This is a genomic window from Sporosarcina sp. 179-K 3D1 HS (assembly GCF_047228905.1).
In the GTDB taxonomy this organism is placed as follows: domain Bacteria; phylum Bacillota; class Bacilli; order Bacillales_A; family Planococcaceae; genus Sporosarcina.
In genome coordinates this window covers 1-15,235 of sequence record NZ_JBFEGI010000010.1, presented here as the reverse complement: position 1 = coordinate 15,235, position 15,235 = coordinate 1, and the positions used below count along the sequence as shown (strand labels likewise).

The following is a 15,235-nucleotide window of genomic DNA, read 5'->3' as shown; positions in this document are numbered from 1 at the left end:
ACCTTTTTTCATTTATTCATAAGAAATCGGTACTTTTCGGACTCCGACTAGTTTGCCGGTCCGGTCGAATGCGAGGAATTCGCCTTCGGTATATAAATCGAAGTTAGTGATTTCCCGGATTGGCTTATCCAACCGGAATATATCTTGTCCTCTACCATACAATTGGTAATCAACGGTTCCATGATTCGAATGGAATCGTACAACCACTTTCGCAATCTCCCCACAACCTTCCCGGACTTCCGTGAACATCAGAACTTCGGATCCAGTTCTTGTAATGGAAGGGGAGGAGAACGCCAAATCGGATGCCCCGCATGTCGGCGGTGGTGTGCCGCATGTGATGGCGGCTAAAATCGATTGATAGGCTATAGCGATTTCACTGCTATCATTGATATGGAAATAGTAGCCGCCTGTTTCATCCGCCAACTTTTGCAATAATTTATGATTGACATTTTTTCCAAGGCCAATCGTGAATACTTTAATTTCTTTCTTTTTCACTTCTGCGATTTGATTGATTACTCTTTGCTCGTTGGAATGTCCATCTGTGAGAAGGATGGCAAATTTCCGATTCCCATTGGGCGGATCAAATTCATTGAATGCTTTATTTAATCCGTCCGCTATATTTGTACCACCAGAATGTCCAACTGAGTTAAAGCTGTTTTTTACTGAAGTACGATCCCATTTCATCAAATGGGTTCCCCTTGAATTGAATTTAGTTCCAATATTCTTAGGAGCTAGTATAGCTTCAATTAGTTCTTTAGATTTTGAAATCCGGTGGTCCCTTGGGTCATTTCGTTTCATACTGCCTGACGCATCTAGAATGAACGCCACTTCCACATCGTTAGCCGAACAGCTTGCATCGTTTCGCAATTGCGGATCATACACTAATTCGAGACTATGTTTTTTATTCAGCAGTGGCGCAATTTCACTCCTGTAATGCGAGGAATCGGTAATGATTTCAGCTGTAATTAAATCACGCACGGTTCTCGTAGAATTAAAAGGGTTTACCGTAAAGCGTGCCACTCCATTAGAAAACCTTACTTCGCTAGGCAAATTGGCGCCTTCCATGGATTGAAGTTTTACCGCTCCATCAAAACTCCTAATAATTTCATTGCCTGGACGGGCGAGTGTTGCCGTTACAATAAAGTATGGTGATCCCTGGGTCCGTACTTCTTCATATTTCATTCGCAATTCCAATTGAGGAACATATTCCAATTCCACTGTCACCGGTTTCGAGTAACATGTCATATTCGTTTGATTTGAATTAGTAAGGTGGAATGAGATCGTGTCGGTCTGCGCTACCTTCACTGCCGGCGCCGTTACTTTCACTGTCACTTCCGGTCCATCTGAGGAAGTCGTCGTACTTGTGCGATAAGTGACATAGGAACCGGTCCGGTCCAATCTGGCTCGGATGGCGGCCACTTCCGCATCGGCAGCTTGCGCAATTCGAATTTTTTCATTGACCAAGGAAATACTGCCCGTCAGCCTTGCCGCCTGTACGTCCTCCCAAGCTTTCGATGCGATTGCTTGGGCTTCGATTAGCCTATGTTCATCTGCACTGTTGTATACAGAAGTATATTCCGTGTGACCGAAATAGCTATTATCTAATTTAGCTCCACGTTCCGACGTCACTTTAAACGGCGATGAATCCTCATAAGCAATCGGATTTCCATTGCAATCCAACAGCGATAGTGTGATGAATGTGGAATCGACCCCATTGGCAATTAAGGTTTTCTTCTCGACATCCACTTCGACATATTGCCCGTTAGCCGGTCCGTTCGGTAGGGTCGCGCTCGGTTTGCCCGGCTTCGGTTGGAAGACGACGGTATCGTCATCCTTAAAGTTCGGCGGCGTTGGATTCTTGCTGTTGTCGCTGCCATTCGGACGTTTGGATAAACCGGTTATTTCACAACTGCCTTGCTTGGAAAGACGGTGCAGTAGGAAGACCGCTTCTGCACGTGTCATGTCAAGCTTCGGGCTGTAATCCTGATAATCGTTTTTGCCGGTCGCTCCATTGGCCAAGTCGTTCCGATACAAAAATTGAACCGCTTCGGCTTCGCTCAAATCAAAACCACGGTAAGCGGCGATGATGCGTGCCGCTTGCCCTTTTTTGACAGGCTGGTCGCGAAAATATGTGTTGTAATAGCCATTGAGCGGAATTTGGCGTTGTTGCAAATAGCGATAATTGCCCGAAGCCTTATGCTCGCCTGGATTGGCCGCGAACGATTTTGGCGAGGAGCAATCAAAGGCGACGAGCAGACTGACAAATTGTGCTTCGGTAATTGGTCGCTCGGGAGCAAAAGTGCCGTCCGGATATCCGCTAGTCAGACCTTCCGCGGCAGCCCATTCAATAGAAGGAGCTGCCCAATGGCCCGTTTTGACATCTTTGAACAATGGGGCAGCACTTGGTGTCAACGGGTTCATAGATGTCAGCAACAGGAACATTAGAAAAATGGAACCAAATTTTTTTAGTCTATGAAGCATCTAAAACACCCTTTCATCAGTCAAAAAACAACATGTCATCCCGATAGTTCTGTTTTAAATCATTTTCAAGGAAATCCAGGAAACGCACCGTGACAGCCGCCGCTTGAGCGCGAGTCAACGGCTCATTCGGATTAAAGCGGTTGAATTGATCTCCCGATACAAGACCTAGCTCCGTTGCAACATAGACACTATCTCTTGCCCAGTTAGGAATTTTATGGTTATCCACATAATTGGTGCGGTAGCCAGGACTTGGCGCGCGGCCTTCCATACCAAGTGCGCGGACCAGGATGGCAATTGCTTGGACACGTGTAATCGGTCCGTCCGGATTAAATTTATCCGGCGTAACGCCTGTAATGATCCCTTTTTCAACTGCGCTTTCAATATAGCCATAGTCGGGATCTTTGACGTCCAAATCATTGAAAATCGCTTTTTTCACAGTCTTTTTCTTGCTTTTCGGATCTTCCAATACTCGGATATCGACTGCTTTCAACACACCGACTGTATATTGATAACGTTTCATCGGCGTGTTGGGAGAGAAGAACTGCGTTGTTTCATCAAACACACCAAGGGAGTATAGTTTTTCAATATTATCTTTCGCCCAATGTTTTGATAGGTCGCGGAATTTTGGGACAATCAATCTTTCAATCTTCGGAACCATCTCTTGGTTCAAATGAACAACCCCTTTTCCTGCACCAAACGGGATGTCATACGAATACTCACTGATCATATTGGATTTGCTGATGACCGCATGTCCACCTGTAAAGCTGGATAGGGAGGGATCATGAGGCTCATATTGCAGCACTTTGGATTTGCTATCGGACACTTTGCTTGAAACAAACGCTTGGCCGCGATTTGTTTCAATCTGGAAATCCATGAATTGGGTTTCGGTAGCGCCCCAGAAGTTCTCATAGCCCATATTGCGCCCGCTCATATGGACGGTAATCATGTTTTCTTTTTTATCTGTTCCAACATGCTTATAGATTTTTCGACCGACGACATTTCCGGAATAGTAGTCGGAAGCGGGGCGGTTATCGCTCACCGCTCCTTGGGAGAACTGATAGTCAGCTAATGTATAGGTCTCTTTGCCGATTGTCACTTTTTCGGAATAGCTTTTGACATCTGTTTGGGATGTCGTTTGTCCTTTGTCTTTCCGTTCATCCACGACTGCCTCATAGACGACGCTTCGTGTCAACTTATGGCCTTCTGGGCTGGTCAGGGTGAAGCGGTATGTATTCGTCAGTTTGTCTTTGTTCAGTTTTTCGGAAACTGTTGCTTTCCCTGAAAACCTAATTGGGTATCCTGTCAGGAAAAATACTTCCTCGTACGTATATTCATTCTTAACGCCGCCGTTATAATCAAGTGGTTTCGCGGCTGCTTGCGGAACGAATAGGAAGAGGGACAAGAGAACTAAGAGGCTGGAGACTAGGTTGCGTTTTTGTAAGATTCCGGTCATAATATTTATTTTTCACCTTTTCCTTATCATTTTATTGTAAATCAAGAAGAGGGAGGGAGGAACTATTCCTCGCCCCCGTGAATGCTGATAAAATCTGTAATTCATAACCTTGCGCGCGGCTCATGTTTTCCAATGAGCGCTGATAATTCCGAAGAAGTGCTCATATAGTCTGTCCAGCGCTGATAACTCCGGAGAACCGCTCATATATTCCAGTCAGCGCTGATAACTCTACACAAGCGCTCATACATTCCAGTCAGCACTAACTTCAGGTGCTATACCATGCCTCAATTCACTAACAAAATCCGACCTTTCACTCTGCTCTCATGAAGGACGTAGATGCGATCTCCTTTTTTCAATTGGGAAGCCGGGATTACTTTTCCATCACGGATCAGGGTGGCTTGTCGGAGGTTCATACTTGAGATTTCAGGCGCCGTTTCCCATGAACCGGTCCATTGGCTGATATTCCGGATCCGGATGTTCTTATTACTAGTAGTAAAGCCATCGAATCTCCCCACGGAAACAAGGGAATCGATTCGCGGACTAGTAATCTTTTTATCAAGCAAATGCGCGGCTACAATATGTCCATCGGCCACATAGAAATAGCCGTATCTTCCATTCACATGGGAAGTATGGAAATCCACGTGTGGGTTGACGATCAACACATCATCTAAAAAGTCCTCAACTGCAGCTGTATCGTTGCTATATGAAAATTGGATGGATGAAGCGTTTGTCCAATCATTTTCCGTCAACTCAAGCACTTCAGTTAATGTCACGTCATACGGAGTCGCATAGTGGATTTTCCCAAAATAAATCTGGTGATTAACGAGATTCGGGCTTTGGAAGCCGTCATTTGTTATATGAACGACATTTGCAAACTCACTCTTCGTCCCGCCTTCCGTCACAACAAACGCTTTACCGCTAGATTGCAGGCTGATCGGATCGATTAATTGACCGTTCCGGATCAGGATAGTGCCGTCGTGGAAAGGGATTTTGCCAATGCGGTCGAATGAAATCCATTTGGCCGATGTATTGACCGCAGTCATCGATTCATAAAAGGTTCGTTCGTTTTTCTTCTTAATAATCATCTTCTCGATAACTTCTTTGCCAAATTGGCTGACGGTGGCAAAATAGACATCGTGATTGGCATAATGCCGAAGCTGGTCTGATTTGATCAGTTGATTGCCGACGTAGATCGGGATGGTTGGGGAATAGCTGTAGAAGCTATTGCTTCTATATGTATTCGGAAACCAACCCCAATTTTTGAAGATCATCTCATCGCGTAGATAAATCCGTTTACTGATCGGATCAATCCGGGAAATCGTTCCTTTGTAAAGCGACTCGACTTTGATCCCTTGAACGATGACTTCGATGGATTCAATGAAATTCGTATCATATTCATCAAAGAGTAGTTTCACCCGGTCGCCTTCATACAAAACGCTAAGGTCCATCAAAGCAGTCCCTTTGAACACTTCGGTTTGGTTTCGAAGATAATACGTTTTTGCTTGCCCGTTATCCAGGCGAATGGACAGGGATGTACCCCTCGGATCCAGTCGGGTCACTGTACCGACGATGGTTTTATCGCGATGCTCGATTTTGGCGGGAGCGGTTCCCGTTTTTCCATGGAGTGTCTTGACACGGCGTAAGTTCACCTCGGCCTCGACTTCCATTCCCAGTTTGAACGCTTCGATTTTTACAGGGACGGTATCGACATAAAGTTTGGCGTATTTATCGATATTCAATGTTGTGGTCCGCCCAGAGTCATTTTTTATTGTGATGCCGGATAGACGTTTTTCGGTCGTATTTTTATCAATTTGCACTTCTTCATAATCCACGCTTACAAAGGTGCCGCTGATCGTGGAACTGGCTTCGGCAGGCTGATGGATGAAAAAAGTCATGATGAATACACTAAACATAGCAAGCAGAATATGTACTTTATTAAACAATGACAACACCTCGGTTATTGTATTTAGGTAATTGGATCAGCACCTTATGGTTTATATATCGGTTAATGTAGTAAGTTTGTTACCCCTAATTCCCCAATCAAAAAATCCCCTGCAAATCAAACGACTTGCAAGGGATTTTCTTATTTACCTTCTAATCTATCGGCAAAGTCTTTCAAAGACATGCCCGAATGGACGCGCTGGCGATTCAGGGAGTAAAGGGAATCCCCTTGGAAGACGTTCCCTTCATCAATAGTATAAGCGCTTGTGATGCCGGATGCCATTAGTGCGCGGACGGCTTGCGGTCCCCGTTTCCCGTAAGGATAGGCATGGGCGGTCACTCTCGATCCGTCTCCTAAAATCTCCTCAATGCTTTGGTTCGCTTGAAGGATGTCCAAGTAAATCGCTTCTTGTGATTCGGATTGAAGATAACTTAAATTGCTTTTCGTATTGAATAAGTGGAACATGTGAGTATGATTCTGATAGGAATACACGTCTTGTGTTCGTATTAAATCTTCTTCCTTCACCATGCCGGGCCGATTGACGCGGCTCGTAATGATGAACGATGTCGCTTGGAAACCGTGTTTCTTCAAGATGGGATAGGCTAAAAGAATGGTCGACTCATAGCCGTCATCAAAAGTGATCAACACGGACTTTTTCGGCAACGTCTTTTTCTTTTGCACCCAAAGCTCCAGGTCCGTTGGCGTAATGGTTGTCCAATGGTTACGCTTTAAATAATCCATCTGCTCTTGAAACTTGGCCACTTCCAATTTGGAAACATTTTGATCCGTTTTTTTGTGGACAATGTCATGGTACATAAGAACGGGGATGCCCGTATCAATTTGTACTTCATTTTTATGAATATATCCTGTGGCGCCGCCGATCATAATTGGAAAGTAATTTCCCTTTTGACGCTGGGCATATAAAACCGTGTTTGGCTGCATACTGCCAATCGCCTTAGCTTTCAATGCAGGTTTATCCAAAATCTGCGCCGCTTTTACCGTTTTGAGCCGGACCGGGTGTGACCCTTTCAAGTTCTGGGGTTCACTGTTCACGGCTACTGCGCGTATTTTGGAAAACTTGACTTCCTCGTTTCCGATGACGGTATGATAAAAACGATCAGATTCCTTGATGGCAGTATGGGTGGTGCCTTTTTGAAAAACAGCAACTTTTTGCTTGTCATTAAACACTGGAGTCGTTTCTGTAATTTTCACCGCTTTCACAGCGGAAGCGTCCGCGAAATTTGGCAAAGCCCATAGACAGAGAATCAACAAAACTACTACTTTTTTCAACTATTTCCGACTCCTTTTTCAAAGACTACAACTTTATCATCATAGTCGGAAAGAGCTAAGAAGGCAACATTGTTTTAAAAGTAGCAGTATAGGACATGCTATTGTGATGACTGAATCGATTGAAAGTGGATATAATCCAAGTCGGAAGTACGGGTCTGCAGTGTAGCATCAGTAAGCAAGAAGCGCCGCCTCATTTCGTTTTCCAGCATTTTGATAAACTCGGGCTGTAGCTTGATGGTCTTTGCTTTGATGTAAGATTCGATTAATAAATCATTCGGCAGATGGATCATACGAAAAATCTCCTTTCAATTCGTCATATTTTATACACATGGCCAATAGAATAGTAGATAACTTCCTTGATCTACCTACAATCTACCAAATAAAAGAAGTAAGAACAACCGTTCTTTTATCCACACGCAGTCGTGGATAACTTGTTCCTTATTTGTTTACATTGTCCACAAACCCATGAGAATGATGCGGGAAAGTGTGAACAAAGTTATCCACAGTTGTGGAAAATGCGAAATTTGTCGAAAAGTTTTTAATTGAATACCGGAAAGATTCACCTTTATTGAATTTTTACAACAGTTGACTTTGAATTTATTGAAAAATGATGTATATTGGTAAAAAGATAAAGAAGCTGACTTACTTAAGCCTGAAGGAGAGTGCTCCTTCATATTTACTTAAGTAAATAACAAGCTGTATTCGATTGTCGAAGAGATGGATTAAGAATAGTCGAATATAGCTTTTTCGTTTGTAGGAGGGGATTTCGTATGGAAGTGATTTATTTGGATCAGCAACATAGGGAATATGATGTAAGCGAGCCGGCCGTTTTGGCTCTTGGTTTTTTTGATGGAGTTCATATCGGGCATAGGTGTCTGATTGAACAGGCTAGGGAGCTTACAAAGCGGGAAGAATTGCAATTGGCGGTTATGACTTTTTATCCGCATCCGAAAGAAGTGTTGGGCGGGCGAAAGTTTGATTATTTGATGTCCTTGGAAGGAAAAATTGAAAAAATGAAAGGGCTTGGGGTCGAGCGGCTGTACATCGTGGAGTTTACGAAAGAGTTTGCCCGACTCAGTCCGGAGCAATTTGTCCAGGACTATATTGTGGACAAGCACGTCAAGCATGTGGTCGCAGGCTTCGACTATACATATGGCCATAGGGGAAAAGGAAATATGGACATGTTGACACAGCTGGGAAAAAACCGATTTGATGTGTCAGTCTTACCGAAAGTGGTGGTAGAGGATAGAAAGATCAGTTCTTCTTATATCCGAGAGCTGCTGACCGAGGGAGAGGTAGATTCCATAAAATTGTATATGGGGAGCGAATATGAAACGCAAGGCATTATAGGTTCCCGGCGAATTATTACAAAGGAAGACCGCTTTAGCTTGCTCGAGTTTGTACCAACCGAGGGAACGATGCTTCCGAAAGAGGGCATGTATCAAATCAAGATGAATGAGAAGTCTGGAATAGCATTTGTCTATTTCAATGAGAAAAATGCAAAAACCGTTGCCGTCAAAATAGAGAATAGCCCTCTCGACAAACTTGAAGGATCTCCGATCACTTTTAAATGGCTGGCATTACTCGAAAGCGGGGAAAGTGTTGCCGAGAAAGAAATTAGTTATAGTTGAATTAACATCAATAAAAAAGCTTCCTGAACTAAAAGGAAGCGCTCGCACTTTTCTGAAGTTTCGATATAATTAATGCGACGCGAAAGAGCCCGACATTAATTTGCTGGCTAATCTATCGAGTGAAAGATACAGTTCTGATCTCTTAAAAGTAGATTAACAACCAGCGGTATGAAGCGATTCGGATTCGAGCCAAGAGCCCGTTTCCTTTGCTTTATGCTGTTGGTTTTTTTGTGTCCATTACTGATCTCATGAGACGGTAACCCAATTGCGAAAACCCTCCCAACGTCAACGTTGGGAGGTTGGTGTTTTTAATTTGGAGTATGGGCAGGTTTTAATATGAATTCATGTTCCTCTCCATAGCCTAAGACAACGACTTGAGTACGATCATAGTCCTTTAATAATTCTTCCAACTCCTGATCTCGGTCTATCATAAACTCAACAATCGGGAATGCGCCCACTAATTGATCCAGCGTTTCAACCGATGCGGCCGTTTCCTTGGACGGGAACGTATGGCTTGGAATTACGAAATCAACATTGAGTAAATTTTTGATGGCATAAGCGGCTTCCCGCTGCCCCATTGTGAAATGACCTGAAGAAGAAAGGATTGCTATAGTCGGCTTGTAGAGCTCTTGAATTAATTTAATGTCGTAGGTAAGGGCGGTGTCGCCGGAATGATAGACGGTATGTCCATCCGTGAATTCAAAGACGTATCCCGCTGCCTCTCCGGCGTATATCGGGGTGCCTTCCGTCTCTCCGTATGAGGAGCTATGTTTTGCCGGAACCATCGTGACAACGGCGTCTTCCAATTGAATGGATCCTCCAAGATTGAGAGGGAAGACGTTCTGGATCCCTTTTTGAAGTAGTATCATCGCCAATTCATATGGGGCCACAACTAGAAGCTCGGGATTGGAATCTATCAGTTTTTGAAGGCCGCTTGTATGATCAAAATGACCATGTGTCAAAAAAACAGTATCAACAGTTTTGAAAAATTCAGCAGTATTATATTGTTGAGGGCAGCCGGGATTCAAATCAAAGAATGGATCGATTAAATAGTTCTTGTTAGTATTACTTTTTAACAAATACATCGCATGTCCGAGTCTTACAATTTTCATTTCTTCGCCTCCTGGAAATTTGGAATATATTGACACTTTAGTGTTTATTTGGAGAACTGTCTAATATAGTCTTGTTCAAAACTAGGTGACTCTCCATAGATACATATTCGAAAACGGGGAGCCAATACAATGAAATAGTTATAATATATAGAAAGGTGTGTGAATATGAGTATATAGAGAGAGAATGATAATATTTGGTCGCTGGATTTGCTCAGCTGCCAAAAGGGACACCCGTCTTTGAATTACAGAAAGTCATTGGTTGTGTGCTTGTCGTTAATTCAAAAACACATATTATGATGAATTGACTATCACCGGCTGGTGCCAAGGGGACGGCTATCGAGTCGGATTTGGAGAAGTGACTGGCAAAGTTCTGCCGACAAAGGTTTTGGAAAAGGTAGAGGGAGTTATCCAGTAAATGATTCGAATGGAACAGGTGGAGGAGAAAAATTCCTTTGCCTGTTTCCTTTTTGCTTGTAAAGCCTAATCTTTTTCCCCCAGCCACTTTAGTGTAAACTAAAGAGGATAGGAGGTTGCGTTTGATGTGGGATCGCATTTTTAACAACTTGGAATTTCAACATATGAGTAATGACCGTAGTTTTGTGGCGCAAGGCAGCAGTTTGGACATCTTGGGCAAAATGAACGATGCATCGGTCGATTTGATATTCGCAGATCCTCCCTATAACATCGGGAAGGACTTCGGGAACAATAAAGATTCTTGGTCGAATGTACATGAATATATTGCATGGTGCAAGCGGTGGATCGATGAATGCTTCCGTGTCCTGAAGCCGACGGGGACGTTTTATTTCATGACGGCGACGCAGCATATGCCCTATTTGGACATTTATGTGAATGAAAATTATCATGTCCTGTCTCGGATTATTTGGACGTACGATAGCTCGGGCGTGCAGTCGAAGAAAATGTTCGGCTCCTTGTACGAACCGATCGTAATGGCGAATAAAAGTGCAAAAGACCGTTATACATTCAATTATGAAGACATATTGGTGGAGGCGAAAACGGGCGCGCAACGGAAATTGATCGACTACCGCAAGACGCCGCCGCAGCCTTATAATACGCAGAAAGTACCTGGCAACGTGTGGGAAATGCCGCGAGTTCGCTATAAAATGGAAGAATATGAAAATCATCCGACGCAAAAGCCGGAAGCTTTGCTGGAGCGGATCATCCGTGCTTCCAGCAATGAAGGCGATGTTGTCTTGGATCCGTTTTCTGGATCGTTCACTACATCAGCTGTTGCTGTCAAATTAGGAAGAAAAGCGATTGGCATTGATTTAAATGAAGACTTTTTTAAAATCGGTATCCGTCGCACCGGCATTGCAGACACGTACGAAGGAGAAGTCTTGCAAAAGGACAAGAGCCGGAAAACGACTAATAAATCAAAAAAAGATCACTCGGACGGTCCGAATGATCCAAAATATATTCAAGGAGCCCTCTTTTGAGAGCTCCTTTTTAGATATGCGGGGTTTCTGTCGAGGGTTCAAATCCCCATTCACTCCAAATTATATTCCACTTTGCATTGCAAAATCAGTTCATCTAGTAGGTCACCGAGTTTGTCCTTCTTAATAGTCGTTTCCAAGTAATCTTTCAGTGTTGGAATCGTAATAATTTCTTCAAAACAGGCAGTGTATTTCACACGGACCGATTCATCGGGGTAGAGGATGTTCGCTTGCTCCATAATCCGCTCTGTCGCCTCTTCCGGCTTCAGCTCCGTTTTGACAACGAAAGTGACGGGGAAATAATTGACCTTCGCGATATCAAGAAAGTATTTTTTGAAATCCAACACTTCGGTCACTTGAAAAATGCGTCCCAACGGCTTCATGATAAAATCGATGCCGCCGTCATTTGCATTTGTCCGGCCAGTTTTATACAGTGTTACCGGAACTTCAGTTAGCGTATCTTTGGATTCCCCGACAATCAGAGTTTTGCCGTCATAGAAAAATTTGGTCAGGCAAAACGAAACGATTTCAAAAATCCGCGCATCGACCATTGGGTTCAATAAGCCGACGATAAAATCATGCGAAGTGGCAGGATCTGTTTTGTAGTTCTCTTTGTGCTGCACGCAAGCGTCGAAAAAAGTGTTGAAGTTCTCCAGTTTCAATTCCACATACCGGTCGATAATGGCCAACACATCTTTCGCTATATGAAGCTCATCTTTTTTTAGCAGTTTTTCATTAATCCAGTAGCGCTTCGTCTCTAAATTTCGGGTGATGGGAACCTCGCCCAACGACGTGAAGAACTTACGGAACTCGTCATTACACCGACTGTTGAGCGCATGATTTTGCAGTTTTTCCCCAAACGGCAATTCACGTTGCCGTTTAAAGGCGTCGCTGAACATCATCCCTTCATAATCCGCATATTTTTTCTTCTCCATGAATCCTTTATCGACGTAGTCTTCTATTAATACGTAGAGGGCATAGAGGTTGGCGAATGAACCACGCGCTTTGCTCGAGGCTTTAACAGATCCTGTTTTTTTCACGAGATATTGAATAAGCGGCATCTCATAGACTTCGCTTGCTCTAGGTCCATACGTTTCATTTACATATTGTTGAATAAAGTTCAATTGAAATCCTTCTTTCTACAAGAAATACCATGTAATTATACCATATGCAGTCTTTAAGAAATTCTGGTAGTATATGTTTTCCTAGGCGTGTCCATGATACAATAAGTGGAAGCTGGAATATAGAAGGGATGGATAACATGGCTGTCAATGTATATCTGACATTCAATGGAAACTGCCGGGAAGCAATCGAGTTCTATGCTGAGGTGTTTGGTACAGAAGAACCGCAAATCATGACATTCGGTGATTCTCCACCGAATCCGGAGTATCCATTGCCTGAAGAAGCAAAGCATTTGGTGATGCATTCGCGTGTTGAAATTTTTGGGACTGTGATCATGTTTTCGGATACGTTCCCTGGTACTCCTTTTACAGTGGGAAATAATATTAGCCTTGCCGTTGTCAGCAAGAATGTGGAAGAATTAACATCCGCTTTTGAGAAGATGAAAGAAGGCGGTACGGTCACGATGGAACTTCAAGAGACATTCTGGAGTAAATGCTACGGTCAAGTGGAAGACAAGTTCGGCATCCTATGGCAATTTAGTCATGATGGAGAAGAGATGGTCATGTAAATAAGTGAACATGGGACTTTTTCGAACGTTGAAAAAGTCCCGTTTTTTATGGAGGGATACAGATGAAGGTACTGATTGCCATCGATTCATTCAAAGGGAGTGTGTCATCGATCGAAGCAAGTAAAGCGATTACCGCGGGGATTCGAAATGTGTATCCCGATGCCGATATCGTATCGCTGCCGCTTGCCGATGGCGGGGAAGGGACGGTGGAGTGTTTGGTTCATGCCACCTCCGGAAAAATGGTGTCTCGAGAAGTGACGGGACCTCTCGGCGAAAAGGTCATGGCGCTGTATGGCATATTGGGAGATGGAAGGACAGCGGTTATTGAAGTGGCGGCAGCGTGTGGACTCCCATTAGTTCCGGAAGGTAAGCGCAATCCGGAGGTTACAACGACATATGGTGTTGGAGAATTGATTCAAGATGCAATAGTAAGGGGATGCCGGGAATTCATTATCGGACTTGGAGGCAGTGCGACGAATGATGCAGGGGTCGGCATGCTGCAGGCGCTGGGCTTCCAGTTCAAGGACGCGGTTGGGAATGAAGTGGAATTCGGGGGACGCATATTACCGGAGATTTGCTCCATCGATCTATCACAAGTCATAAGGGAACTGAACGATTGCACGTTCCGCGTCGCGTGTGACGTGGACAATCCATTATACGGACCGAATGGCGCGGCATTTGTCTATGGTCCGCAGAAAGGGGCATCGGAGAAAGTCGTTCGGAAACTGGATGCGGGGTTGCGCTACTTTGCGGAATTTGTTCAGAAAGAGATTGGACGGGATGTCCATTCATTTGCCGGAGCAGGGGCGGCGGGAGGTCTGGGTGCTGCTTTTTCAGCGTTTTTAAATGGACAACTTGAGCCGGGTATCGAGTTGATTTTTGAAAAAATACATATGGAAGAACAGATAAAAGGTATGGATTTTGTCATAACCGGGGAGGGCAGAATGGATGCCCAGACTTCCATGGGGAAGGTACCATCGGGCGTGGCGCGGCTCGCTGCGCGGTATCACATCCCGGTCATTGCGTTGGTGGGAAGTGTGAGTGGGGATCTTTCAGAATTGCATCAGTCGGGAATGACCTCCTGTTTTCCGATTTTGGATGCTCCCATTTCCTTGGAGGGAGCTATGGAATCCGACCGGACGCTGGCTAATTTGCAGCGCACAGCGGAGCAATTGTTCAGGTTGATTCGATCGGTTAATGGAAAGTGGCAAACATAAAGGTCCGTTCAATAAAAGTTGGCAACTTTCCTCAACTGGTGCATATACATGATGAGGTTGGATGATCAGGGAAAAATTTGAAGAATATTGAAACCTTTTTCCAGCATCCAAGTCTAATGAAATATCACAGAGGAAGGGATGAATTGAGTTGGAAAAAGTATGGATGATGGGGCTGGCATTGTTAGCGGTAGTCTGTTTTTCATTTCAAGGAGCCGGAATGGCCGCTTCGAAACATAATGGGGAGTTGACTCCGGAAAAAGCGGTCGAATTGGCGGCGAACTGGGACGCGACAAAAAGTTTGGTGCAAGCGGGAGGGAATTATAAAGAGGGAGAATATAAATCCTTCACATATAAAGGTACTCCGTACAGATTCATGGCCGGTCATTTGGACCGCCAAAGGGAGTTAATGGCGGAATTGGAAAAGTCACTGACAAAAAAAGGAGCCAAACAATACGTGAAAGACAGCGGGTTCATAAAATACAAAGGGAAAATCGCACAAATCGAAGCGGATGGCGGTTCCTTATTGGAATGGAACAAAGCGAAGGCCAAGGAATTGACTTCATCCAAGAATAAAAAAGTGTTCCAACTTAATGTCCCGATTGCCGGGATGGCTGAAGCAGAAATCTATCAAGTCACTTATGAATATGTAAACAAAACCGGCTGGCGCCTAAGCCAATTGCCGGTCCTTGTCACCAAGTGAGCGGAAAAGAGACTTTGCCGGAATGACGGCAAGGTCTTTTTGGGCGTTGGGAAACTGTCATGGCAAAAGTCCGAACTGTCATGGGGAATCCGCGAACTGTAAGGACAATCTTCGAAACTGTCATGTCCCGGGGAAACTGTCATGGCAAAAGTCTGAACTGTCATGGGGAATCCGCGAACTGTAAGGACAATCTTCGAAACTGTCATGTCCCGGGGAAACTGTCATGGCAAAAGTCTGAACTGTCATGGGGAATCCGCGAACTGTAAGG

The 15,235-nt window shown here is 44.2% G+C and carries 12 protein-coding genes; 5 read left to right on the top strand and 7 right to left on the bottom strand.

The annotated features are described in order from the left end of the window. Positions 1-12 precede the first annotated feature (12 nt). The 5 genes from AB1K83_RS13160 to sda all read right to left on the bottom strand — a co-directional run bounded on the left by AB1K83_RS13160 (position 13) and on the right by sda (position 7,456). Positions 13-2,481: an S-layer homology domain-containing protein gene (locus AB1K83_RS13160; RefSeq protein WP_413058665.1), complete on the bottom strand. Its 2,469-nt coding sequence runs from the start codon at positions 2,479-2,481 to the stop codon at positions 13-15. 16 nt (positions 2,482-2,497) lie between these two features. Next, positions 2,498-3,934 carry an S-layer homology domain-containing protein gene (locus AB1K83_RS13155; RefSeq protein WP_413058664.1) on the bottom strand — a complete coding sequence of 479 codons (1,437 nt, stop codon included), beginning with the start codon at positions 3,932-3,934 and terminating at the stop codon, positions 2,498-2,500. A 284-nt stretch (positions 3,935-4,218) separates the two neighbouring features. Beyond that, positions 4,219-5,877, bottom strand: coding sequence for a hypothetical protein (locus tag AB1K83_RS13150; protein ID WP_413058663.1), 1,659 nt, complete (start codon positions 5,875-5,877; stop codon positions 4,219-4,221). Between the two features lie 140 nt (positions 5,878-6,017). Further along, on the bottom strand, positions 6,018-7,166 hold the full coding sequence (locus tag AB1K83_RS13145) for a polysaccharide deacetylase family protein (RefSeq protein ID WP_413058662.1): 1,149 nt from the start codon (positions 7,164-7,166) through the stop codon (positions 6,018-6,020). 98 nt (positions 7,167-7,264) lie between these two features. Next, complete coding sequence (sda, locus tag AB1K83_RS13140) at positions 7,265-7,456, bottom strand: sporulation histidine kinase inhibitor Sda (protein WP_413058661.1); 192 nt, start codon at positions 7,454-7,456, stop codon at positions 7,265-7,267. A gap of 480 nt (positions 7,457-7,936) precedes the next feature. Between sda and AB1K83_RS13135 the strand changes: the two genes are divergently transcribed. Further along, a complete protein-coding gene (locus tag AB1K83_RS13135) occupies positions 7,937-8,797 on the top strand; it encodes a cytidyltransferase (protein ID WP_413058660.1) in 861 nt (286 codons plus the stop codon). Positions 8,798-9,105: 308 nt separating this feature from the next. Here AB1K83_RS13135 and AB1K83_RS13130 read toward each other — a convergent pair whose 3' ends face one another. After that, complete coding sequence (locus tag AB1K83_RS13130; protein WP_413058659.1) at positions 9,106-9,909, bottom strand: metal-dependent hydrolase; 804 nt, start codon at positions 9,907-9,909, stop codon at positions 9,106-9,108. Between the two features lie 539 nt (positions 9,910-10,448). On the opposite strand from AB1K83_RS13130, the gene yhdJ reads away from it, so the two are divergent. After that, the gene (yhdJ, locus tag AB1K83_RS13125) at positions 10,449-11,363 is read left to right on the top strand and encodes an adenine-specific DNA-methyltransferase (protein ID WP_413058658.1); all 915 of its coding nucleotides are present in this window, start codon (positions 10,449-10,451) and stop codon (positions 11,361-11,363) included. 50 nt (positions 11,364-11,413) lie between these two features. Here the strand turns inward: yhdJ and AB1K83_RS13120 are convergent, their stop codons facing one another. After that, complete coding sequence (locus AB1K83_RS13120; protein ID WP_413058657.1) at positions 11,414-12,484, bottom strand: hypothetical protein; 1,071 nt, start codon at positions 12,482-12,484, stop codon at positions 11,414-11,416. A 137-nt stretch (positions 12,485-12,621) separates the two neighbouring features. Between AB1K83_RS13120 and AB1K83_RS13115 the strand changes: the two genes are divergently transcribed. The 3 genes from AB1K83_RS13115 (at position 12,622) to AB1K83_RS13105 (ending at position 14,967) form a co-directional block, all read left to right on the top strand. After that, positions 12,622-13,050, top strand: coding sequence for a VOC family protein (locus AB1K83_RS13115; protein ID WP_413058656.1), 429 nt, complete (start codon positions 12,622-12,624; stop codon positions 13,048-13,050). Between the two features lie 62 nt (positions 13,051-13,112). Then, positions 13,113-14,267: a glycerate kinase gene (locus AB1K83_RS13110; RefSeq protein WP_413058655.1), complete on the top strand. Its 1,155-nt coding sequence runs from the start codon at positions 13,113-13,115 to the stop codon at positions 14,265-14,267. A 148-nt stretch (positions 14,268-14,415) separates the two neighbouring features. Then, positions 14,416-14,967, top strand: a complete 552-nt coding sequence (locus AB1K83_RS13105; protein WP_413058654.1) for a DL-endopeptidase inhibitor IseA family protein — start codon at positions 14,416-14,418, stop codon at positions 14,965-14,967. Positions 14,968-15,235: the final 268 nt, after the last annotated feature.